The following is a 21,743-nucleotide window of genomic DNA, read 5'->3' as shown; positions in this document are numbered from 1 at the left end:
ACACTGGGCGCCACACGGAAGGATGCGCGATGATCCGAGTTCTCGATGAGCAGCAGTCCTATGAGATGTTGAGCACGACCACGGTGGGCAGAGTCGGGTTCGTGGCCGACGGGCGGGTGCAGATCTATCCGGTGAACTTCGCCGTCTCCGGGCGCACGCTGCTCTTTCGCACCACCGGCGACGGGCTGCTGGGTTCGCTCGCCCCCGACGCCGTGGATGTCTCGTTCGAAGTCGACTATCACGATCCCCTCGGCGCCACAGCATGGAGCGTGCTGATGCACGGCTCTCTGTCACGCGCCCCCGAAGACCAGGCAGCCGCCGTCAGCGCCAGGGTCAATCCCTGGGCCGGCGGTGATCGCGACGTCGCGCTGATCTTCCAGATCGAGAGCATCGAAGGACGTGTCGTCCGGCGGGACTGATCAGGCCAGCGCGAGACCTGCGGCGAGCGCGAAGCCGAGCACCGTCGCAAGGCCCGTCGACTCCTTGGCTTTCGACTGCGCCTCGGGGACCATCGAGTCGACGAGCATGACGAGGAGCGCGCCGGCCGCGAAACCGCTCGCGGCAGAGCGGAAGTCGTCGCCGGTCACGCTGGCGAGCGCGAACCCGCCGACCGTCGCTGCGGTGCAGACCACGGCGACCGCCGCCCACAGGAGGAGCACGCGCGACTTCGCCATGCCTCCCTCGAGCAGGTCGGCCGCCGAGCCGATGGACTCGGGCAGGTTCGAGACGAGGATGGCCACGACGAGGGCGACGCTCACGGGTTCTCCCGAAGCCAGGCCGATGCCGAGCACCAGCTGCTCGGGAATCCCGTCGAGCAGGGCCCCCACCGCGAGCTGTCCGCCGCCCGCGCTCCGTGTCGTCTTGGCCGCACGGGCATCGAGGATGCGATCGGCGATGTAGTAGCTGATCGCCCCCGCCGCCACTCCGGCCACCAACGGGATCGGGCCGGCGAGATCCAGACCTTCCTCCCACAACTCGAAAGCGATGGATGCCATCAGCGCGCCCGCACCGAATCCCAGCACGATGCCCAGCCATTTCGGCGGCCACTTCCGCACCAGGGCAAGCAGCGCACCGAGGAAGAGCGGCGCCGCAGCCACGGCACCCCATAGGATCGCATCGCCCAAATCGCACCTCCGTGGGCCCTACTCTCCCACCTCGTGCTCTCCTGCGGCCGCGTCGGCGGCGACGACCGCGACGTGTCGCGCTCGGTCGACGTGTCTCGGGCGGCACCCCGCTTCGCCCGCAGCGCTGCTCCGCTTCGGACGGCTTCCCCTGTCGGAGCCGATATGAAGCATCGAGGAGAGATGGCATCCTGCCCTTGGAATGGTAGCGTGATGGCATGAAGGCAACCATGGACAAGGCAGGAAGGATCGTCATCCCCGCGCAGCTCCGCGAGCGCGTAGGCCTGGTCCCCGGGCCGGTCGACCTCATCCTCGACGGCAACGGCATCCGGATCGAGATCGAAGCGCCGGACAACGTCATCGAGAAGGATGGGCGTCTCGTCATCACCGGAGGGCCCGTGCTCACGGTCGACGACGTCCGGGAGTTGCGACTTGCCGACCAGCGCTGATCTCCTCCTCGACACCAGCGCTGCCCTCGCGCTGATCCACGACATGAACCCCGCCCATGAGCAGGTTCGCCTCCGCACGAAGGATCTCCGACTCGGCCTGGCCGGCCACGCGGCCTTCGAGACGTACTCGGTTCTCACTCGCATGCCCGGCGCCGCGCGGGTCACGCCGGCCCGCGCGGTCGAGATCATCGAGAGGGCATTCCCGTCATCGGTTGCACTTTCCTCCGCCGCGGCGTTGAGCGCGGTCCGAACCCTCTCGGAGGCCGGGATATCCGGCGGGGCGGTCTACGACGGACTCGTCGGCCTCGCCGCCCGCGAGGCCGACATCCCTCTCGTGACGTGCGACCGCCGAGCGATCGGCACCTACGCAGCACTGCAGGTCGATGCCCACGTGGTGTGAGCCCCGCTCGTCACGCGGCACGGGGCGACACGCCGCCCGCCGATAGACTGGAGAGCATGTCCAAGGTCCTCCAGTCCCTTCCCGTCGGCGAGCGCGTCGGCATCGCCTTCTCCGGAGGACTCGACACCTCCGTCGCCGTCGCGTGGATGCGCGAGAAGGGTGCCGTGCCCTTCACCTACACCGGCGACCTCGGTCAGTACGACGAAGACGACATCGCCTCGATCCCCGGCCGCGCGCTGGAGTACGGTGCCGAGGCCTCCCGCCTGATCGACTGCAAGACCGCCCTGGTCGAAGAGGGCCTCGTCGCCCTCTCCTGCGGCGCCTTCCACATCCGCTCCGGCGGCAAGACCTACTTCAACACGACACCTCTCGGTCGCGCCGTCACCGGCACGCTGCTGGTGCGCGCCATGAAGGAGGACGGCGTCGACATCTGGGGCGACGGCTCCACCTACAAGGGCAACGACATCGAGCGGTTCTACCGCTACGGCCTGCTCGCGAACCCTCGTCTGCGCATCTACAAGCCGTGGCTCGACGCCGACTTCGTCACCGAGCTGGGCGGCCGCAAGGAGATGAGCGACTGGCTCGTCGCCCGCGACTTCCCGTACCGCGACTCGGCAGAGAAGGCATACTCCACCGACGCGAACATCTGGGGCGCGACGCACGAGGCGAAGACGCTCGAACACCTCGACGTCTCCCTCGAAACCGTCGACCCCATCATGGGCGTCAAATTCTGGGACCCCTCCGTGGCCATCGAGACCGAAGACGTCACGGTCACGTTCGAGGCCGGGCGCCCTGTCGCGATCAACGGCGTCGAGTACAGCGACCCGGTCGCGCTCGTGATGGAGGCGAACACGATCGGCGGACGCCACGGCCTCGGCATGAGCGACCAGATCGAGAACCGCATCATCGAGGCGAAGTCGCGCGGCATCTACGAGGCTCCGGCCATGGCGCTGCTCTTCATCGCCTACGAGCGCCTCGTCAACGGCATCCTGAACGAAGACACGCTCGCGACATACCACGAGCAGGGCCGCCGCCTCGGGCGCTTGATGTACGAGGGCCGCTGGCTCGAGCCGCAGTCGCTCATGCTGCGCGAGTCGATCCAGCGCTGGGTCGGCCTCACGATCTCCGGCACCGTGACGATCCGTCTGCGGCGCGGCGACGACTGGACCATCCTCGACACCGTCTCGCCGAACCTCTCATACGGCCCCGAGAAGCTGTCGATGGAGCGCGTCGGCGATGCGGCGTTCGGTCCGGTCGACCGCATCGGCCAGCTCACCATGCGCAACCTCGACATCTCCGACTCGCGTGCACGCCTGGAGCAGTACGCGGGACTCGGTCTGGTCGGCGGCGCGACGGGCGAACTCGTCGGACGCGTGACCGCAGGCGAGTCCGCCGAGATCACCGAGTCGGTCCACGGCTCGGTCTCGGAGGCCGATGAGTCTCTGGCGGACGCCCTCGACACAGCATCCGAGGGCGCCGCCTTCGACTCCGGCACCGACTGACCTCACGGGCAGTCGGCGGACGGGTCAGGCTTCGCGAGCGTAGGCAGGGCGCATGTGCCCCGGCTGCGATTCATCCGAGTTCGTCTGCTCGGCCGCCCGGTCGATGATCGCCGGCAGCACGTCGTCGAAGAGCCTCACGATGGCCGAGCGCGTCACCGCGGCATCGCGCTGCCGGATCGCCTCGCGGACCTCGGCCGTGGCGCGTTCGATGCCCAGCCAGTCGAAGGCGCCGCGCGCCTGCTGCGTGAACCGCCTGATCTGCGGGCCGAGCACCTCGATCGCGCCGACGCGCGTGGAGTTCCCCTCGATGCGCGCGAAGCCGACGACGACTGCACGAAGGGCTCCGCTGAAGGCCGCGACGTCACGCTCGGTGATCGCCGCGGTCATGTCGTCCGTCAGGTCGATGAGATAGGCGACGTCGTCTTCCTGAAGCAGAGGCATCGCGTGACGCACCGAGCCGATCCAGATGTCACCGAACATCGCGACGGCGTCGCGGATGTGATCGATGTCGAGCGGCGCGACCCGCGTGTACCGGTTGCGCTGCATCTCGACGAGCCCCAGTTCGGCGAGGCGCGCCAGAGCGTGACGGACGGGCGTCTTGGACGTTCCCAGATCCTCCGCCAGCTCGTAGTCCCGAATGCGCTGACCCGGCCGCAGCTCGCCGTTCACGATCGCATCTCTCAAACGCCGATAGACGTCTTCGCTCACCGTCGTGCGCTCCAACGCGCCATCGATACCTGACAATTCGCACCCTCCTCGACCACAGCGGTTCCCCACCCTCAGAGACCGACGTTCACGGTCTCCTGTGCGCTCGCGGGAGCGACGCCCCCCATTGCCTTACGTCGCGCAACGCGTAACATAACACAGCTCTCTCAATGGGCACTGAACAATCGATGCTGAGAGAGTGCAGTGTGATCTTGCACAATCATGTGCATGATAATTATCATCGAAGGATGACCACTCGTGCACCCCGCCGCGACGCGGTGGAGAACCGCGCCGGGATCCTCTCCGCCGCGCGCGCGCCCTCGCCGTCGATCCGCATGCCTCCATCGACGCCATCGCCCGCAATGCCGGCCTCTCGCGTCGCACGCTCTACGGACACTTCGACGACCGTGATGCACTGATCCGCGAACTCATCTCTGCGGGAGCCCAGCGCTTCAACGCGATCGCCGAATCCGTGGACGACGCCGACGCCCGGATCGCCCTCGCCCGTCTCGCCGCACGGCTCTGGCAGGAGGCGGCGCACGTGCAGGTGGCCGCGGCACTCGCACTCGACGAGTCGCATGTGGAGCACACCGCCGCGGCGCTCGCCCCGCTGCGTCGCACGGTCGCCGCGCTCGTGCGACGCGGGCAGGAAGACGGCAGCTTCCGCACCGACCTCGCCGCGCCCACCCTCGCTCGGCTGATCGAGGAGATGGCCCGCACGGTCGTGTCACGGACGGATGCGACGAGCACGGGGGCCGCCGACCTCGCCGTCCGCACGGTGCTGAGCATCGCCGGGCTCTCCTGGCGCGAAGCCGACACCCTCCTGGCATCACACCCCGACATCGACACCACCGTCGTCGCGACAGCCGACGCCGACAGGGAGGCCAACGCATGAAGATCGCCCTGCAGGATGTGAGCAAGGGTCGCGGCGGGCAGGCCCTCCCGTCGACGTCGCTCGAGTTCCACACCGGCGCCGTGCGCTTCGCACTCGCCGAGACCGAGCAGCGCCCGACGGTGCTCGGTCTGATCGCGTCCGGCCGGATGCGCCCGGATTCCGGGAGGGTCAGCATCGATGGGACATCGGACGCGAAGGCGCTGCGTCGCCGCGTCGCACTGGTCGACGCGCCGGATGTGAGCGATCCCCACCCCGACATCACCCTCGCGGGCGTCGTGGGCGAGGAGCTCATGTTCGCCGGCGTCGGCGCCACCCCCTGCACGCGCGACGCTGGCTCGCACAACTGGGCTTCAGCGAGCTCGCCTCCGCGCCGATCGGCACCATCGATCCGGCGGCACGCGTGCGCATCCTGTGCGAACTCGCCGTGCTGCGCGACGGGGTCGACGGCGTGGTGCTCGTGTCGCCCGATCGACACGGAGGAAGCCCCGACGGCTGGTGGCGCATCGCCGGTGAGTTCGCGGACCGCGGCTACGCGATGCTCGTGATCATCGGCGGGTCCGCCGCCGTCGCCCTCGAGCGGATGCACGAGTTCGAGGCGATCAATGCCTCAGGGCCCGTCGAACCTCTGGTCCTCGGGGAACCCGAAACTGAGGCTGCACCCGAACCGGAGCAGGAGCCCGAGCCCGAGCAGGAACCCGAGCCCGAGCAGGAACCCGGAGCGATTCCGGAACCCGACACCGAGCCGGAGACCGAGCCGGAGACCGAGACGGAGACCGAACCACTACCCGAACCCGAAGCGGAGTCCGACGTCACGACGCAGGAGAACGGAGAGGCGCGATGAAGGTTCCCGCCATGATCGCCGCCGAGCTTCGGCGGCTCACCGCGAGCAGGATGGGCATCCTCGCCCTGGTCGCCCTGATCTGCGTGCCGATCCTGTACGGCGGCCTCTACCTGTGGGCGAACCAGGACCCGTACGCGAAGTTCCCCGAGGTGCCGGTCGCTCTGGTCGTCGATGACGACGGTGCGCCGGCACCGACCACCGGCACGGAACCCGCGACGGGTGACACCGTGAACTACGGGGAGGATGTCGCCGAGAACCTCATCGACGGCAACGCCTTCGACTGGCAGCGGATGACGGCCGACGAGGCGGCCGAGGCGCTGCGCACGGGTACGGTCGACTTCACCGTGACGATCCCGGTCGACTTCTCGGCGGCACTCACCTCTGCCGCCGGCGACGACCCTCATCAGGCGCGCATCGAACTCGAGACCAACGACGCCAACAACTACCTCGCGTCGTCGATGGGGACGCAGGCGGTGGAGAAGATCCGCAGCTCGGTCGCCGAGATGGTCGGCAGCGAGGCCGCAGAGCGACTGCTCACGGGACTCAGCGACGTGCGCGACAGCCTCGTCACCGCGACCGACGGTGCGACCCAGCTCGCCGACGGAGCGGGCACGGCCGCTTCGGGCAGCACGACCCTCGCCGAAGGCACGGCGAAACTGGCCGACGGCACCGCACAGCTGGCATCCGGTGCGCAGACGCTCGCGAACGGGGCGCAGCAGGTCAGCGCGGGCAACAGGCAGCTCGCCGACGTCGCCGACCGTGCAGGAGCGGCGGTGCAAGAGGCCGCGAACGCCCTGCCCCAGGTGCGCACCGACATCGCGGACGCCCTCACCGAGCAGGGCCTCACGCCCGAGGAGGTCGACCAGGTGCTGGCCAGGCTCGACCCTCTCGGCGCACGCCTGCAGGAGGGGAACACGCAGGTGCAGAACGCGGTCGGAAAGGTCGACCAGCTCGCAGCCGGCGCCGCGTCCCTCGCCTCCGGCGCCAGCGACCTCGCCTCCGGCGCCGGTACCGTCGCCACGGGCGCATCCGCGGCGAACGACGGGGCCGCACAACTGCGCGACGGCCTCGCCACGCTCGCCTCAGGAACGACGGAGCTGCGTGACGGGCTGTCCGACGGCGTCGAAGCGATACCCGCCTCCACGCCGGAGCTGCGCACCCTGCAGGCCGACACGATCGCGGATCCGGTCAAGGTCTCGAGCGACAAGGTCGCGTCGGCCGAGGACTACGGTGCAGGTCTCGCGCCATTCTTCGCCGCGCTGTCCGCGTGGATCGGCATCTACGCACTGTTCCTGATCGTGAAGCCGATCTCACGCCGCGCCATCACCGCGCTGCACTCCCCCATACGCATCACGCTGGCCGGCTGGCTGACACCCGCCATGCTCGGCGCCGTGCAGATGCTCGGCCTCATGGGCATCCTGGCGATCACGCTCGGCTTCACTTTCGACCACCCCCTCGGCACCCTCGGGGTGATGGTGTTCGCCTCCGCGACCTTCGCGGCGATCATCCTCGCGCTCAACGTGTGGCTGGGTTCGGTGGGCCAGTTCCTGGGGCTCGTGCTCATGGTGCTGCAGCTCGTCACAGCCGGGGGCACGTTCCCCTGGCAGACCCTCCCGGCGCCGCTCGCCGCACTGCACCATGTCCTGCCACTGGGCTATGTGGTCGATGCGATGCGGCAGCTCATGTACGGCGGAGACTACGCACGCGCCGGCTGGGACCTCGCGGTCCTCGGCGCCTGGCTGCTCGGGGCGCTGCTTCTCGCCATGATCGGCGTGACGCGGATGACCCATCGACGCACGCTCCGCGATCTGCAGCCGAGCCTCATCGGGTGACCGTCCCTGCCCGCCGTGGAACACTCCGCGGCGGGCAGGGGGATATGATGCGAAGGCGCGCCCCTGACACGCGCACTGGGGCTCGGTGGGACTGAGTTCCACCTGTCTACCCGAAAGAGTTCTCGACGATGATGACCGATTCGACGGCGTCTGCCGTACCCTCGCGCCGTTCCCTGGGCGTCCGCATCGGACGCATCGCGTTCCTGGTCGTCGCGGGGATCATCGTGATCGCCGTCGCGGCAGCCTTCTTCGTCACCTGGACGATCCAGCGCTCGTTCCCGCAGACCGCGGGAACGCTGGAGCTCGACGGGCTCCAGGCCGAGGTCACCGTGCAGCGGGACGACCGCGGCATCCCCACGATCACCGCCGACTCCACCGACGACCTGTTCTATGCCGAGGGGTTCGTGCACGCCCAGGACCGGTTCTTCGAGATGGACTTCCGCCGTCACGTCACAGCCGGCCGCGTCGCGGAGATGTTCGGCGAGTCGCAGGCGGCGACGGATGCCTTCCTCCGCACCCTCGGTTGGCGCGCCGTCGCCGAAGCCGAGGTCGAGGCGATGGACGAGACCACCCGCGGGTACTACGAGGCCTACGCCGACGGCGTCAACGCCTACCTCGCCAGCCGTTCCGGTGCAGAGCTCTCGCTGGAATATGCGGTACTCGGCATACAGAATCCGGAGTACGCCCCCGAGCCCTGGGAGCCCGCCGACTCGGTGGCATGGCTGAAGGCGATGGCCTGGGACCTGCGAGGGAACATCGAAGACGAGACCGAGCGATCGCTCCTCGCCGCTGAGCTTGGCGACGGCGACGACGTCGACGTCGACGTCGACACCGCGGCTGTGCTCGCCAAGCTCTACCCCGACTATCCGTTCGACGAGAACCCGGTGATCGTCCCGAAGATCTCGACCGTGCCGGCCCTCGACACCGACGCGGAGCCCGCCGCGTACACCTCCTCGGCGGACGACGGAGAGATCCAGCAGGCGACGACGACCGTGGAATGGACCCAGACCTCTGGCGTCATCGAGGCGGCGAGCGAACTCGTCGGCGACATCGGGGAGGGTATCGGCTCGAACTCCTGGGTGGTCTCCGGGGACCTGACCGAGAGCGGCATGCCGCTGCTCGCGAACGACCCGCACCTCGGCGCCTCGCTGCCCTCGGTCTGGTACCAGGTGCAACTGAAGTGCTCGACCGTGGACGAGGACTGCCCGTTCGACGTCGGCGGGTTCTCGTTCTCCGGGCTCCCCGGCATCGTGATCGGGCACAACCAGCACGTCGCCTGGGGCTTCACGAACCTCACCACCGACGTCACCGACCTGTACGTCGAACGCGTCGTCGGCGACGAGTACTGGCGAGACGGCGCCCTCGTCCCCCTCGAGACGCGCACCGAGACGATCAAGGTCGCAGGCGGCGACGACATCGACCTCACGATCCGCTCGACCGTGCACGGGCCCATCATCTCCGGCCTCACGGACGACTTCACCGCGATCGCCGAGGATCCTGGCCCCGCACTGGAAGAGGCGACCGGGGCTCCCGCGACCCTGCCCGATCCCGACGGCGACGCCGAGACCGCGGTCAGCCTGCGCTGGACGGCGCTCGACCCCGGCACGACAGCCACCGCGATCTTCGCCTTGTCGACGGCACAGGACTTCGAGGACTTCCGCTACGCCGCGTCGCTCTTCGACGTCCCGGCGCAGAACCTCATCTACGCCGACACCGAGGGCAACATCGGCTACCAGACCCCCGGCCGCCTGCCGATCCGCGGAGCCGGCGACGGATGGATGCCGCAGCCGGGGTGGGACAGCAGCTACGACTGGACGGGCTTCATCCCGTTCGAGGAACTCCCCGTGTCGTACAACCCGAGGTCGGGGTACATCGTCACCGCGAACAACGCGATCGTGACCGACGACTACTCCTACTTCCTCTCCCGCGACTGGGACTACGGGTACCGTGCAGCCCGCATCACCGACCTCATCGAACGGCGAGCGGCCGCAGCCCCATTGACCGCGCAGGACATGCGCGACATCCAGATGGACGAGGAGATGTGGATCGGCACCCAGCTCGCCGCCGCCATGGGCGACATCGACGTGTCCGGCGCGGGACCCACGGAGGCCGTCGAACTCCTGCGGTCATGGGATGCGCAGAACTCGGCGAGCTCGCCCGCTGCGGCGTACGCGAACGTGCTGTGGTCCACCCTCGTGCAGAACATCTTCGCCGAGCGCGAGCAGCCTCTGCCGATCGACGGACAGGGACGCCTGTTCACCGTGGTCGGAGCCATGCTCGACGACCCCTCGGACCCGCTGTGGAGCAACCCGACTCTCGAGGTCGACGGCATGGAGGCCATGCTGACGCTGTCGGCGGAGGAAGCCTACGACGAGCTCTCGGCGCTGCAGGGAGACGTGGTCGCGCGGTGGAACTGGGGCGACCTCCACGCCATCACCCTCACGAGTGACACGCTCGGCTCATCCGGCATCGCCCCCATCGAAGCCCTCTTCAACCGCGGCCCGTACCCGGTCGGCGGTGGAGCATCGGTCGTGAATGCCACAGGGTGGGAGCTCGGGGTCTCGTACGCCACGACCACGGTGCCCTCGATGCGCATGGTCATCGACCTGGCAGACTTCGACGCCTCGACGTGGAACCACCTCACCGGCGCGTCCGGCCACGCCTTCCACGAGCACTACACCGACCAGACTGCCGACTGGGCGGCCGGACTCCAGAAGCCCTGGGCATACTCGGAGAAGGCCGTGCAGGCCGCGACCGTCGACACCCTCGTGCTGGCCCCCGGCGACTGACACGAGAAGCGGAGCTTCCTCGGATAACGTGGATGCGTGCCATCCAGCTACCTCGCCCCGAAGGGGACCATCGCCACGCTCCTGGAGTACGAGCACGGCGGGGCGACCCTGATCGCCGAGACCTTCGGTGAAGGCCCGCACACGTATCTGCTGCTGCACGGCATTGGCATGGGTCGCAGCGTCTACCTCGACATCGTGCAACGGCTCGAAGGGCGCGTGATCGCCGTCGATCTGCCCGGCTTCGGCGAAGCGCCTGAGCCGGAGAAGACACTCACGATGGAGCGGCACGCCGACCTCGTCGCGGCCTATCTGAAGCACGTGCATGCAGGGCCGGTCATCGTGATCGGGCACTCGATGGGGAGTCAGATCGCCGCGGAGCTCGCAGCCCGGCACCCGTCTCTCGTCGAAGGGGTCGTGCTGGCGGGCCCGACCGTGAACAAGGCGGCACGGAACATCGGCGCACAGGCGCGGTATCTGCTGACCGACCTGGTCGGAGAGCGGCCTCTGGTGATCTGGCGCGGAGCCAGGGAGTACCTCCGCGGTGGACCGCACCTCATCCGCAAGATGCGCGCGACGATCGTGCACGAGCCCGAGGACGCCTTCGTGCGCATCGACTGCCCGGTACTCGTGCTGCGCGGCGAGAGCGACCCGCTCGCGCCGATGAGCTGGTGTCAGGAGATCCTCGACGCCATCCCTGGCGCTGACCTCGAGGTCATCCCCGACCACGGGCACGGCACGCTCATCAGCGACTCCGAGCCCGCGGCGCGACTGATCCACGAGTTCGCCGCCCGCCTCTGACGCCCGCGGACCCTCCTCACGGACGGCTCGCGGGCGGCTCGCGGGATCAGGCCATCTCGTCGGATCAGCCGGCGGCGGGAGGGGTCTGCTTCGACTCGGCCAGCTCGTCGACCACGAGCCCGCGCTGCTCGATGGTCCCGTTGCGATAGGCCTGCCGCCCGACCATGTGCGCCGAGAGCGGAGCCGTGGCGAACTGCATCAGCACGACAGGGGCGACCAGCACGAATCCGACGAGGATGCCCCCGATCGAGCGCTGCGACAGCGCGATGGCGATGCAGATGAGGAGCAGCCCGAGCACCTGGGGCTTGGTGGCAGCGTGCAGCCGCGAGGGGACGTCGCGGAAGTGCAGCAGGCCGACCGCGGCCGACAGGCACAGCAGCGCGCCGAGCAGGATGAGGATCAGGACCGCCACATCGACGACGGCATCCGGGATCATGAGACCGAACACGTTCATGGTGTCGTGTTGTCCCTTCTCGCGACGAACCGGGCGACGGCGATCGACCCGAACACCCCGATGGCCGCGATGATCAGGAGCACGGGGATGTTCCGGGTGTGACCGTTGATCGCCATCTCGGCTCCGATCACGCACATCACTTCGGTGAGGAGCACGTCGGACGCCACGGCCCGGTCGAGGATCGACGGTCCCCGAACGATGCGTATCAGCGCGAGAACCGCGGCGATGCCGAACACCACCATGATCAGCAGCAGCAGGATGTTCATCGGGCGCCACCCTTCGTCAGTCCGAGGCCGGCGCGCTCGTCGGCTTTGAGAGCACGGTACTGAGCGGGGTCGCCGAGCGCACGCACGACCCGCTGCTCCCAGCGCAAGACTCCTGCGCGTTGCTTCTCCACGTCTTCGAGGTTTCTGACGCCGATCACGTGCAGGTAGAGGATGCGTCGATCCCGGTCGGTCTCGACCACCAGCGAGCCGGGGATGAGCGAGGACACGACGGCGACGTGCGTCATCACGAGGTCATCCGCGTATCGCAGCGGCACCGCGATGATCGCCGTACCGGGCTGACGGCGGAAGTCGAACACCTGCACCGTCACCGAGAGGGCACCGCTGAGCACGGCGAACAGGAACTGCACGACGAAGAGCGCAGCGTACCAGAGGTTGATGCGCCCGGAGAGGGCGACGGTCGGCAGGCGGAAGACGCGGGTGACGAAGATCGCCACGACGAGACCGGTGAGGAACGACAGCACCGTGAACTGCGCCCACAGCAGCATCCAGAGCACCACCAGCCACGCGAGGAACGGCAGCTGCACACGGATGTCGCGCCAGAGGTGACGTCGGGTGTCGCGCGCCATCAGCCCACCTCGTCTTCCAGCTGTACGAGGCTCACGGGCTGCAGAAGACCGGCGCCGATCCGGTCGCAGAGGGCGTACAGGGGGCCGGCGAAGACCGTCAGAGCCAGAGTCACCGCGACCATGCCCCCGGTCGCGAGCGTCATGATCTTCGGAATGCGACGACGTTCCTGCTGCTCGTCGGCGGCGGGAGCGTTGCCCAGGTAGGAGATGCGACCCTCGGTCTCGGAGGAGTCCTCCTCCTCACGCCAGAAGGCGAGGTTCCAGGCGCGCATCAGGGCGTACAGCGTCAGCAGTGACGTGATGATGCCACCGAAGATCAGCACGATCATGATCGGCGTCCCCACCGACGCCGCGGCCTCGAACAGCGCGAACTTGCCGATGAATCCCGAGAAGGGCGGCAGGCCGCCGAGGTTGATCGCCGGGACGAAGTACAGCACGGCGATGACGGGCGCGACCTTCAGCAGCCCCTTGACGCGCAGGATGGAGGTGCTTCCCGCTCGGCGTTCCACGAGCCCGACGGCCAGGAACAGCGTGGTCTGCACGACGATGTGGTGCACGATGTAGTACACCGTGGCGCCGATGGCGGCGGGTGTCGCTATCGCGAGCCCGAAGATCATGTAGCCGACGTGGCTGACGAGCGTGAACGACAGGATTCGTTTGAGCTCTGCCTGCGCCACCGCACCGAGCACGCCGACGATCATGGTCGCGAGCGCGATGATCAGCATCAGCGTGTCGATGCTGTTCGAGGCGAAGAGCTGCGTCTCGGTGCGGATCAGCGCATACACGCCCACCTTCGTCAGCAAGCCGGCGAACACCGCGGTGACCGGGGCCGGAGCTGTCGGGTACGAGTCCGGCAGCCAGAAGGACACCGGGAAGATGGCGGCCTTGATGCCGAAGGCGACCACGAGCATCAGGTGCAGCACCAGCTGCGTCTCCTGCGGGAGCTCGGACATGCGCTCGGCGATCTGAGCCATGTTGACCGTGCCCAGCGCGCCGTAGATCATCGCGATCGAGGCGAGGAACAGGATCGACGACACCAGCGAGACGACGATGTAGACCGCGCCGGTGCGGATGCGTGACTCCGTGCTGCCGAGCGTGATCAGCACGTAGGAGGCGACGAGCAGGATCTCGAACCCGACATAGAGGTTGAAGAGGTCGCCGGCGATGAAGGCGTTGAAGATGCCGGCCGCGAGGATCAGGTACGACGGGTTGAAGATCGAGATGGGGGTCTCGTCCGTACCGTCCGCCGCTCCCTGGCCGATCGAGAAGAGCAGCACCGCCAACAGCACGATGCTGGAGATGAGCACCAGCAGCGCGGCGAGCCTGTCGACGTACAGCACGATGCCGAACGGCACGGGCCAGCCGCCGACCGACACCGCGAGGGGCGCCCCGGAATCGACGACGACCAGGAGCACGGCGGCGATCACCGAGACCGCGGCGAGAGTGGCCACGGTGACGACGACCTGGAGCCTGGCGTTGCGCCCGAACACGAGCGTGACCGCCGCGCCGAGCAGCGGCAGTGCGACGAGGAGGGGGACGAGGGCGGTCATGGCCTGCCCTCCTCGTTCTCGTCGCGGTCGTGTGGTTCGTGGGGGTCGACTCCTCGTCGTCCGGCCGCGATGAGGGTTCGGCACCCCACCCGGTCGGTGCGTCGAAGGGCGCGTCGTCGTGGATGGCGGGGTGGTCGCGCATGTGCAGCACGGTGATCGGCGCCGTCTGCACGCCGACGAAGTCGGTGGTCGCCTCGTCGTCGTCGGTCTCGGACTCGTCGTCCATGACGTCTTCGTCGGCGTCGGTGCGCTCGCGGAGCGCGATGTCGGCCTCGTCGTCCTCGACCGTGTCGGCCTGACCGAGCTGCCAGGAGCGGTAGATGAGCGCGAGGAGGAACGCCGACACGGCGAACGTGATCACGATCGCGGTCAGGGTGAGCGCCTGCGGGAGCGGGTCGCTCATCTCGCCCTCCGTGCCGAAGAACGGCGCGTTCCCCGGTACGCCCATGACGATCAGGAGCAGCAGGTTCGTGGCGTTGCCCAGCAGCAGGAAGCCGATCAGCACACGGGTCAGGCTGCGCTCCAGCATCGCGTACACGCCGCACGCGAAGAGGATGGCCATGATGACGATCAGGGTGAGAGAGACATCCATCAGCTGCTCCTCCCGCCCCGTGAGAGGAAGCCTTCCGGCCCCGGGGTCGTGCGCAGAGCGGCCTGTCTGTCGACCTCGGCTCCGAGGCTGCGCAGCACATCGAGCACCAACCCGATCACGACGAGGTACACGCCGATGTCGAAGATGGTCGACGTGACGAACTCCATATGCCCGATGCCGGGGATCTCCCACTCCCAGAACGTGCTCGTGAGCGGTGCGAGGCCGAAGAAGAGCGGGACGACGGCGGTGCCGACGGCGAGGATGAGCCCTGCGCCGAGCAGTCGGCCGGCGTCGGTCGGGGCCGCAGCGCCCAACTCCCAGCGACCGCCCGCGATGTAGCGCATCACGAGTGCCATGCCGGCGACGAGTCCGCCCGCGAAGCCGCCACCGGGAAGGTTGTGGCCCGAGAACAGCAGAAAGATCGACACCACGATGATCGTGTGGAACAGGATGCGGACGATCACCTCGAGCAGGATCGACCTGTTCTCCGGCTTCATCTTCTGTCCGCCGACGAGCCACGCGCGCGGGCTGCTCTCGTTCTCGGTGGTCTGGAACCGGATGCCCTCGGTGGTCTCGACGAGCGGTCTGCTGCGCGCGGCCTTGCGGGTCGCCCGCGGCAGGTTCTTCGTCGCCGCGAGCAGGTCGGCGCGATGCGTCACGAAGACGAGGGAAGCCACGCCGGTCGCTGCGAGCACGAGCACCGAGAGCTCGCCCATCGTGTCCCAGCCACGCAGGTCGACGAGCGCCACGTTGACGACGTTCTTGCCATGACCGATCTCATACGCGAGCTTGGGGAACGCCTCCGAGATCGGGTCTGCGACGCGGGACTGGGTCGCGACGACCGCGACGAAGGCCATGGTCACTCCCACGCCGATGGCCAGGAGCGCACGGGGGACCCGCCCGACGGAAGCGTTGTGCTCGCCCATGCGGGCGGGGAGCCGACGAAGGACGAGCGCGAACGTGACCATGGTGACGGTCTCGACCAGGATCTGCGTGAGCGCGAGGTCGGGGGCGCCGCTCGTCGCGAACAGCACCACCATCCCGAGTCCCGTGACCGAGACGAGCACGACCCCCGTGTAGCGCTTCTGCGCACGGACCGCGAAGACACCGGCGATGGCCATGATGGGCGCCACCACGATCTGCGCGGGGGTGTGCCAGGCCGAGAGGTTGTAGCGGTCGATGTCGCTGGCGATCAGAGCCGTGACCTCGGCGGCGACGAACACCACGAAGATCGTGCCGACGTAGACCGGCAGCGAACCTCGCTGGGTCAACGTGGTGCTGAGGACCGAGAGGCGGTCGACGCCGCGCACGACGAAGTAGTACACGTCTGCTGCGGTGAATCGCAGCACGCGCGCCTTACGATCCCATCCGGTCTTGCGGGTGAGGAGGAACAGTCCGATGCCGAGCAGGATCGACAGGATCGAGATGCCGAGGGCCGGCTCGAAGCCGTGCCAGAGCGCGAGGTGCCCCGGCCCTTCGACGGCCTCGCCCGCGCGGTCGAGTCCGGGGTCGCGGTGACCGCGTAGCCCTGGAGCGCGATGTCGAGCGCAGGAGCCCCGATGCCGGCGGCGAGTGTGACCCCGGCGAGGATGATCGGCGCCGAGAGGAAGCCGACCGGGGGTCGGGCCACGCCGTGTCCGGCACTTGCCGGCCCTGCTCGTCCCGCTTCTTCCAGAACGCTCCCCACAGGAATCGCACTCCATATGCCGCAGTGAGCATAGACCCGAGGACGACCCCGATGAGGGCGACGAGGCCCCAGGGCGAGCCACCGAGGGCGTCGTCGAGGAGCGCGGTGAGTGTGGACTCCTTGGCGACGAAACCGATGGTGGGCGCGATACCGACCATCGAGGCGACCGAGATGAATGCCGCCGTCGCCATGACGGGAGCCTGCCGCCCGACACCCGAGAGCTCCGTGATGTCACGCGTGGACAGCTGACGGTCGATCACGCCGACGATGAGGAACAGGGCCGACTTGAACAGCGCGTGACCGATGACCAGCGCGAGTCCTGCGAGGGCGGTCGCCTGGGTGCCGTAGCCGACGACGACGGCGAAGAACCCGAGCTGGCTCACGGTGCCGAACGCCAGCACGCGCTTGAGGTCGGTCTCGCGCAGCGCCTGGATGCCGCCGAGCAGCATCGTGAGGATGCCCAGGGTGATGACGATCGGACGCCAGGTCGCGCTGAACGCGAAGATCGGCGCGAAGCGGGCGATGAGGTAGATGCCGGCCTTCACCATCGCCGCGGCGTGCAGGTAGGCGCTGACCGGCGTGGGGGCCGCCATCGCGCCGGGAAGCCAGAAGTGGAAAGGGAACAACGCCGACTTGCTGATCGCTCCGACGAGGAGCATGACGATCGCGGCATCCACGATCGGACCTGTCGGGGCGATCTCGAGGATCTCGCGGATGCTCGAGGTGCCGGTATCGACCACGAGCAGCACCACGCCGACGAACATCACGAGTCCGCCCAACGTCGTCACCAGCAGCGCCTGCAGGGCCGCGCGTCGGCTGGCGGCTCGACGACGGTAGTGCCCGATCAGGAGGTACGAGAGGATGCTCGTCACCTCCCAGAACATGACGAGCATGACGAGGTCGTCGGTCAGGACGAGCCCATACATCGCACCGGCGAAGCCGAGCAGCACGCCGGCGAACTGGCCGATGCCGACGGTGTCGTCGTGGAAGTACCACCGGCAGTAGAGGAGCACCAGGGCTCCCACGCCGCTGACGATGAGCGTCAGCACCCAGCCGAGGACGTCCATGTTCATGGACAGGTCGAGACCGAGCTGCGGGATCCACTCGACGGATTCGAACGGCACCGGTCCGTCGAGCACCTGCGGTGTCATGACGAGTGCGTGCACGAAGGCCGCTGCAGGGACGAGGGCCGCGATCGCGAACGCCTGGGCTCCGAGCCAGCGCACCAGAACGGGCATCAACAGCGACCCGAGGAGGAACACGGCGAGGAGCATCAGCATATACGCGGCTCCCTCAGGGCTCGTCGGCCATGCGGCACAGGCGGGCGGGTGTCAGGCCAGTTTACCGGGGCGAAGGGCTTCTGAGGTCCACGGCTTGCACGATCGTGCGAGAGTGGGCGCATGGGGCGGGCTGGGGTGCGAGAGCTGGCCGGGTGGTCCGGTGCCCTCGCGGTGTCGCTCATCACCGCGGCACAGGTCGCCTCCTCCGCCCGATCGGAGCTGCTGTTCCGTGACGGAGATTCCCTGATCGTGGCGATGTTCGCGCGCTCTCTGCTCGCCGGAGGACCGGCGGACTGGGCGCTGTCGAGTGTGCTCTTCGTCCCGGAGACGGCGGTGTTCGCTGGTCTCGACGCCCTGCTCCCGCTCGAGGTCGACGGCGTGCTCGCCGTGAACGCGGTGCTCAATCTGCTCGGCCTCTTCGGTGCGCTTCGGCTCGTGGCTGGCCGACGGCGACCGGGTTCAGCGCCCGTCGCGTGGTCTCTTCTCGGCCTCACGGTGTTCTCCGTGATCGCGATGACCGAGACGTCGGCATCGCGGGATGCCTTCGAGCTGGCTTCCCTCTCGTTGACGACCACCTACTATTCCGGCACCGTGATCGCTGCGGTCCTCTCCGTCGGATTCGTGCGGCGGGTCGTCGATCGCCCCGCCGGCGGTGCCATGATGCTGGTTCTTCTGGGGCTCACGGCGGCTGTCTCCACGCTCTCGAACCCGCTGTACGCGGCGTGGGCGACGGCTCCGCTCGCGCTGCTGCTCACCGTGCTGCTCCTCCGCTCGCGGGAACGGCTCCGACCTGCACTGCTCCTCGCCGTGCTCCTGTGCGGCACGGCGATCGGCTTTGTCGGTCGCATTCCGCTTCAGGCATGGATCACGAACAGCGGGGCGGGCTACGTGCAGCCCGAGCGCTGGGCCGAGTCCCTCCGCTACTACTCCGACCTCTTCGCAGACCGCCTGTCCACGCCAGCCGGGGTCGTCGGGGGCGCCATCGTCCTCGCTCTCCTCGCGCTCGCCGTGCATCGCACGGTGCGGGTCACAGACACGGGAGCGCGCGTCGTGGCTGCGCTCGCGTGGATCACGCCCCTGCTCGTGGTGGTCGGCGCCGTCGCCCTCGGCACCCACGCGGCGCGCTACCTGCAACCGCTCGCTTTCGCCCCGGTACTCGCTCGTCGCCTCCCCGCAGGCGGTGCGAGTCCCTCGGCGGACGCGGAAGTTCGTCATGGCCGCGACCGGGGTGCTGCTGGTGCTCGCGGGCACGCTCAGCATCCCCCGCTTGGCGTCCGCCGCCGGGGCCGCCGACCCCGACCTCACCTGTGTGACCGCGTGGGTCGATGCCTCGGATCGCATCGGGGGCGGTCAGTTCTGGACGGTTCGGCTGCCGAAACTGCACCTCAAGGATCCGGCACGACTGGTGCAGGTCGATCACGAGCTCAACGGATATGCGTGGCTGGTGGACCGTCGCGACTTCGACGCAGGCGAGGTGTCGTTCCTCGTGGAGGATGCGCAGACGGTCCCGTGGCACCTGCCCGTCCCTGCGGTACCCGATGAGGTGGTCGACTGCGGCCGATACCGCATCCTCGATTTCGGCACCGTGACGCTGCCGCTCGGCCCCCTGCGGAGCTGACGGGAGGTCCGGTCAGCGCGGTGCCCGCGCGGTCGTCGTGCCGGCGTGGAACCGGCAGGTGAGGTGCTGCGTGACGCCCGGCTCGCCGCGCAGCATGCGCGCGACCTGCTCCCCGCCGCGCGCCCCTTCTCCACGGCGGGCTGCACGCTGGTCGTGAGGCTGAGGTCGCCGAGGCCGTCGAGGGCGATCCCGTCGAACCCGGCGACCGAGAGGTCCTCCGGCACGCGCAACCCCAGCTCTTCCGCGGCACGGATCACGCCCACTGCGAGCAGGTCGCTCTGTGCGAGAACGGCTGTGGGCCTCGTGGCGGGATCGGTGAGCAGCATCCTCCCCACCAGCACCCCCTCGTCGATGAGACTGCCCGACGCCGAGATCGCCGGTGCGTCGGGGAACACCTCCCGCGTCCCGGCGAGGCGGTGGATGGTCACGTCGACCGTCGCCTCTTCGAGCCTCTCCGGGGTGATGAGAGCACGTTCACGGTCGGTGTCGAGCGGGAGCGTGACGAGCGCGACATCGCGGTGACCGAGATCGTGCACGTGTCGAGCGATGTCGGCGGACGCTGCGGCGTTGTCGAGCGTGATGCGCGGGATCGACTCCCCCGCATCGCCTTCGATGACGACGACGGGCAGTCCGCGACCGACGACGACCTCGAGGGATGCCCTGGTACGGCCGGAGCATCCGATCAGCACGAACGCATCGACCGGCGCGCTCGCGATCGCCGCTCCGTCGTCGCCGGGGTCGTCGCGCATCAGCAGGATGCCCGAGCTGAGCTCGGCGAGTCCGTCGGTGAGTCCGTCCATCATCGCCGTCGTCACGGGGTCGAGGAACGCCGCGCGCAGGTGGCCCTCCAGCACGACGGCCACGATGCCGCTGCGCCCGCGCCGCAGCGATGCCGCGCGGGGATCGGGCCCCGCGTAGCCGAGTTCCGCTGCGGCGGCGAGCACGCGCTCCCTGGTCGCGGGGGCGACTTTGGCTTTCCCGCTGAAGACGACGGAGGCCGTGGACGTCGCGACTCCCGCCTCGCGGGCGACGTCGGCGATCGTGGCGCGACGCGGCGTCTCCTGACTGCTCATACTTCGAGGATAGCTGTCTTCCACCCCCCTGGGTCGAATCGATTCGATAGGCTATCCGGCATGGATGCAGCCCTCACCCGTTCGCAGTTCGTCCGCTGGCGCGCCGCGATCTTCGCCATCTTCCTGGCGAGCGGCCTGTCGATCGCGACCTGGGCATCGCGCGTTCCGGGGATCAAGCAGGCGCTCGACCTCGACAATGCGCAGGTGGGCCTGATCCTGCTCGGCATGGGCGTCGCCTCGATCCTCGGCATCTCGACAGGCCCCGCCGTGATGGCGCGCACCGGGGCACGACGGGGCATGCTCCTCACGATGCTGACCTTCGCCGCGGGCATCGTCCTCGTCGGGTTGGGGGCTGACGTCTTCAGCTCCGTGCCCGTGGTCCTGATCGGCATGGCCCTGTTCGGCTTCGGCAACGGATCGGTCGACGTCATGATGAACGTCGAGGCGACGGCGATCGAGCAGCAGATGGGTCGCACGATCCTTCCGGTGTTCCACGCGTTCTTCAGCTTCGGAACCGTCATCGGCGCAGGGATCGGTGCGCTCGCGGCGCAGCTGGCCTTCGACGTCGCGACCCACGCCACGGCCATGGGAATGCTCATCGCCGCGATCGCGGTCGCCTGCTACTTCCAGGTACCAGTGCGCGAAGCCGCCCTCGACCCCGAAGGTCACGAGAAGCCGCCGTTCCGGGAGCGCATGCACACCGCACTCGAGGCGTGGCGCGAGCCGCGCACCTACCTGTTGGGGACCGTGATGCTCGGCATGTCATTCGCCGAAGGCGGTGCGAACGACTGGATCGCCCTCGGCACGGAGCAGGGGCACGGATTCACCGAAGGCACCGGCGCCCTGGCGCTGGCGGTGTTCTCGATCGGCATGACCACGGTGCGCCTGTTCGGAGGTCCCCTGGTCGACCGGTTCGGCCGGGTCGCCGTGCTGCGGATCCTCGCCGTGACGGCGGCATCCGGGATCCTGCTCTTCATCCTCGCGCCGACCTTCCCCCTCGTGCTCGTCGGAGCGGCGCTGTGGGGCGTCGGCGCCTCGCTCGGCTTCCCCCTGGGCATGTCGGCTGCCGCGGACGACCCCGCCAAGGCCGCGGCTCGCGTGAGCGCCGCAGCCACCATCGGGTACGTTGCGTTCCTCGGCGGGCCCCCGTGCTCGGGATCATCAGCGAGCACATCGGCCTGTTGAACACGCTGTTCATCCTGGTCGCACTCGTCGTCCTCTCCGGACTGTTCTCCGGCGCCGCGCGTCCGCTGCTGCGCGACGACGAGAAGATCGCGGCGAACAGCGCCCGCGAAGGATGATCC

The 21,743-nt window shown here is 68.7% G+C and carries 17 protein-coding genes and 4 pseudogenes; 12 read left to right on the top strand and 9 right to left on the bottom strand.

Features of this window, described 5'->3' with window-relative positions; all coding sequences use genetic code 11:
* Nucleotides 1-29 precede the first annotated feature (29 nt).
* Nucleotides 30-419, top strand: a complete 390-nt coding sequence (locus tag K1X59_RS00425; RefSeq protein ID WP_183151442.1) for a pyridoxamine 5'-phosphate oxidase family protein — start codon at nt 30-32, stop codon at nt 417-419.
* On the opposite strand, the gene K1X59_RS00420 is transcribed toward K1X59_RS00425, so the two are convergent.
* A complete protein-coding gene (locus K1X59_RS00420) occupies nt 420-1,097 on the bottom strand; it encodes a ZIP family metal transporter (protein WP_244632279.1) in 678 nt (225 codons plus the stop codon).
* 242 nt (nt 1,098-1,339) lie between these two features.
* Between K1X59_RS00420 and K1X59_RS00415 the strand changes: the two genes are divergently transcribed.
* Genes K1X59_RS00415 through argG form a run of 3 tightly spaced genes read left to right on the top strand, consistent with a single transcriptional unit; the run spans nt 1,340 to nt 3,472 of the window.
* Nucleotides 1,340-1,570 carry an AbrB/MazE/SpoVT family DNA-binding domain-containing protein gene (locus K1X59_RS00415; RefSeq protein ID WP_244632278.1) on the top strand — a complete coding sequence of 77 codons (231 nt, stop codon included), beginning with the start codon at nt 1,340-1,342 and terminating at the stop codon, nt 1,568-1,570.
* Nucleotides 1,554-1,970 (top strand): PIN domain-containing protein, encoded by a 417-nt coding sequence (locus K1X59_RS00410; RefSeq protein WP_220173820.1) that lies wholly within the window; start codon nt 1,554-1,556, stop codon nt 1,968-1,970. Before K1X59_RS00415 ends, K1X59_RS00410 begins: the two co-directional genes overlap by 17 nt.
* Before the next feature lie 56 nt (nt 1,971-2,026).
* Nucleotides 2,027-3,472: an argininosuccinate synthase gene (argG, locus tag K1X59_RS00405; RefSeq protein WP_183151440.1), complete on the top strand. Its 1,446-nt coding sequence runs from the start codon at nt 2,027-2,029 to the stop codon at nt 3,470-3,472.
* Nucleotides 3,473-3,496: 24 nt separating this feature from the next.
* Here the strand turns inward: argG and K1X59_RS00400 are convergent, their stop codons facing one another.
* Nucleotides 3,497-4,216 carry a GntR family transcriptional regulator gene (locus K1X59_RS00400; RefSeq protein WP_244632277.1) on the bottom strand — a complete coding sequence of 240 codons (720 nt, stop codon included), beginning with the start codon at nt 4,214-4,216 and terminating at the stop codon, nt 3,497-3,499.
* Between the two features lie 304 nt (nt 4,217-4,520).
* On the opposite strand from K1X59_RS00400, the pseudogene K1X59_RS22635 reads away from it, so the two are divergent.
* The 7 genes and pseudogenes from K1X59_RS22635 to K1X59_RS00370 all read left to right on the top strand — a co-directional run.
* Nucleotides 4,521-4,565, top strand: a pseudogene (locus K1X59_RS22635) (hypothetical protein); the annotation flags it as partial.
* An 84-nt stretch (nt 4,566-4,649) separates the two neighbouring features.
* A complete protein-coding gene (locus K1X59_RS00395; protein WP_309491612.1) occupies nt 4,650-5,072 on the top strand; it encodes a hypothetical protein in 423 nt (140 codons plus the stop codon).
* Entirely contained in the window at nt 5,069-5,617 is a 549-nt protein-coding gene (locus tag K1X59_RS00390) for a hypothetical protein (protein WP_220173819.1), read from the top strand. Before K1X59_RS00395 ends, K1X59_RS00390 begins: the two co-directional genes overlap by 4 nt.
* Nucleotides 5,608-5,913, top strand: a complete 306-nt coding sequence (locus K1X59_RS00385) for a hypothetical protein (protein ID WP_220173818.1) — start codon at nt 5,608-5,610, stop codon at nt 5,911-5,913. The genes K1X59_RS00390 and K1X59_RS00385 overlap by 10 nt, the downstream gene beginning before the upstream one ends.
* Nucleotides 5,910-7,745, top strand: a complete 1,836-nt coding sequence (locus tag K1X59_RS00380) for a YhgE/Pip family protein (RefSeq protein ID WP_183151437.1) — start codon at nt 5,910-5,912, stop codon at nt 7,743-7,745. The genes K1X59_RS00385 and K1X59_RS00380 overlap by 4 nt, the downstream gene beginning before the upstream one ends.
* 131 nt (nt 7,746-7,876) lie before the next feature.
* Nucleotides 7,877-10,534, top strand: coding sequence for a penicillin acylase family protein (locus K1X59_RS00375; protein ID WP_396652595.1), 2,658 nt, complete (start codon nt 7,877-7,879; stop codon nt 10,532-10,534).
* A gap of 36 nt (nt 10,535-10,570) precedes the next feature.
* Nucleotides 10,571-11,332: an alpha/beta fold hydrolase gene (locus K1X59_RS00370; protein ID WP_183151435.1), complete on the top strand. Its 762-nt coding sequence runs from the start codon at nt 10,571-10,573 to the stop codon at nt 11,330-11,332.
* Nucleotides 11,333-11,396: 64 nt separating this feature from the next.
* Here K1X59_RS00370 and mnhG read toward each other — a convergent pair whose 3' ends face one another.
* From mnhG to K1X59_RS00330, 7 genes and pseudogenes are all read right to left on the bottom strand, one after another.
* Nucleotides 11,397-11,786, bottom strand: coding sequence for a monovalent cation/H(+) antiporter subunit G (gene mnhG, locus K1X59_RS00365; protein ID WP_183151434.1), 390 nt, complete (start codon nt 11,784-11,786; stop codon nt 11,397-11,399).
* Nucleotides 11,783-12,052, bottom strand: coding sequence for a monovalent cation/H+ antiporter complex subunit F (locus K1X59_RS00360; protein ID WP_021200077.1), 270 nt, complete (start codon nt 12,050-12,052; stop codon nt 11,783-11,785). The genes mnhG and K1X59_RS00360 overlap by 4 nt, the downstream gene beginning before the upstream one ends.
* The gene (locus K1X59_RS00355; protein ID WP_183151433.1) at nt 12,049-12,639 is read right to left on the bottom strand and encodes a Na+/H+ antiporter subunit E; all 591 of its coding nucleotides are present in this window, start codon (nt 12,637-12,639) and stop codon (nt 12,049-12,051) included. Before K1X59_RS00355 ends, K1X59_RS00360 begins: the two co-directional genes overlap by 4 nt.
* A complete protein-coding gene (locus K1X59_RS00350) occupies nt 12,639-14,189 on the bottom strand; it encodes a Na+/H+ antiporter subunit D (protein ID WP_220173817.1) in 1,551 nt (516 codons plus the stop codon). The genes K1X59_RS00355 and K1X59_RS00350 overlap by 1 nt, the downstream gene beginning before the upstream one ends.
* Nucleotides 14,190-14,276: 87 nt before the next feature.
* Nucleotides 14,277-14,781, bottom strand: a pseudogene (locus K1X59_RS00345) (Na(+)/H(+) antiporter subunit C); the annotation flags it as partial.
* A pseudogene (locus tag K1X59_RS00340) lies at nt 14,781-17,748 on the bottom strand (Na+/H+ antiporter subunit A). The pseudogenes K1X59_RS00345 and K1X59_RS00340, both read right to left, overlap by 1 nt.
* Nucleotides 17,749-19,164: 1,416 nt before the next feature.
* Nucleotides 19,165-20,439, bottom strand: a complete 1,275-nt coding sequence (locus K1X59_RS00330) for a LacI family DNA-binding transcriptional regulator (RefSeq protein ID WP_258566983.1) — start codon at nt 20,437-20,439, stop codon at nt 19,165-19,167.
* A gap of 60 nt (nt 20,440-20,499) precedes the next feature.
* Here K1X59_RS00330 and K1X59_RS00325 point away from each other — a divergent pair.
* Nucleotides 20,500-21,740, top strand: a pseudogene (locus K1X59_RS00325) (MFS transporter).
* Nucleotides 21,741-21,743 lie beyond the last annotated feature (3 nt).

The organism is Microbacterium sp. Se5.02b, assembly GCF_019464375.1.
Lineage (GTDB): Bacteria > Actinomycetota > Actinomycetes > Actinomycetales > Microbacteriaceae > Microbacterium.
The sequence above is the reverse complement of the archived record's forward strand: the minus strand, read 5'-3'. Positions and strand labels throughout refer to the sequence as shown.

What these genes read in the sequence shown, in the direction of transcription:
- K1X59_RS00425 (WP_183151442.1), top strand. Translation starts at nt 30, where the DNA reads ATGATCCGAGTTCTCGATGAGCAGCAGTCCTATGAGATGTTGAGCACG.
- K1X59_RS00415 (WP_244632278.1), top strand. Translation starts at nt 1,340, where the DNA reads ATGAAGGCAACCATGGACAAGGCAGGAAGGATCGTCATCCCCGCGCAG.
- argG (WP_183151440.1), top strand. Translation starts at nt 2,027, where the DNA reads ATGTCCAAGGTCCTCCAGTCCCTTCCCGTCGGCGAGCGCGTCGGCATC.
- K1X59_RS00390 (WP_220173819.1), top strand. Translation starts at nt 5,069, where the DNA reads ATGAAGATCGCCCTGCAGGATGTGAGCAAGGGTCGCGGCGGGCAGGCC.
- K1X59_RS00385 (WP_220173818.1), top strand. Translation starts at nt 5,608, where the DNA reads ATGCTCGTGATCATCGGCGGGTCCGCCGCCGTCGCCCTCGAGCGGATG.
- K1X59_RS00380 (WP_183151437.1), top strand. Translation starts at nt 5,910, where the DNA reads ATGAAGGTTCCCGCCATGATCGCCGCCGAGCTTCGGCGGCTCACCGCG.
- K1X59_RS00375 (WP_396652595.1), top strand. Translation starts at nt 7,877, where the DNA reads ATGACCGATTCGACGGCGTCTGCCGTACCCTCGCGCCGTTCCCTGGGC.
- mnhG (WP_183151434.1), bottom strand. Translation starts at nt 11,786, where the DNA reads ATGAACGTGTTCGGTCTCATGATCCCGGATGCCGTCGTCGATGTGGCG.
- K1X59_RS00360 (WP_021200077.1), bottom strand. Translation starts at nt 12,052, where the DNA reads ATGAACATCCTGCTGCTGCTGATCATGGTGGTGTTCGGCATCGCCGCG.
- K1X59_RS00355 (WP_183151433.1), bottom strand. Translation starts at nt 12,639, where the DNA reads ATGGCGCGCGACACCCGACGTCACCTCTGGCGCGACATCCGTGTGCAG.
- K1X59_RS00350 (WP_220173817.1), bottom strand. Translation starts at nt 14,189, where the DNA reads ATGACCGCCCTCGTCCCCCTCCTCGTCGCACTGCCGCTGCTCGGCGCG.
- K1X59_RS00330 (WP_258566983.1), bottom strand. Translation starts at nt 20,439, where the DNA reads ATGAGCAGTCAGGAGACGCCGCGTCGCGCCACGATCGCCGACGTCGCC.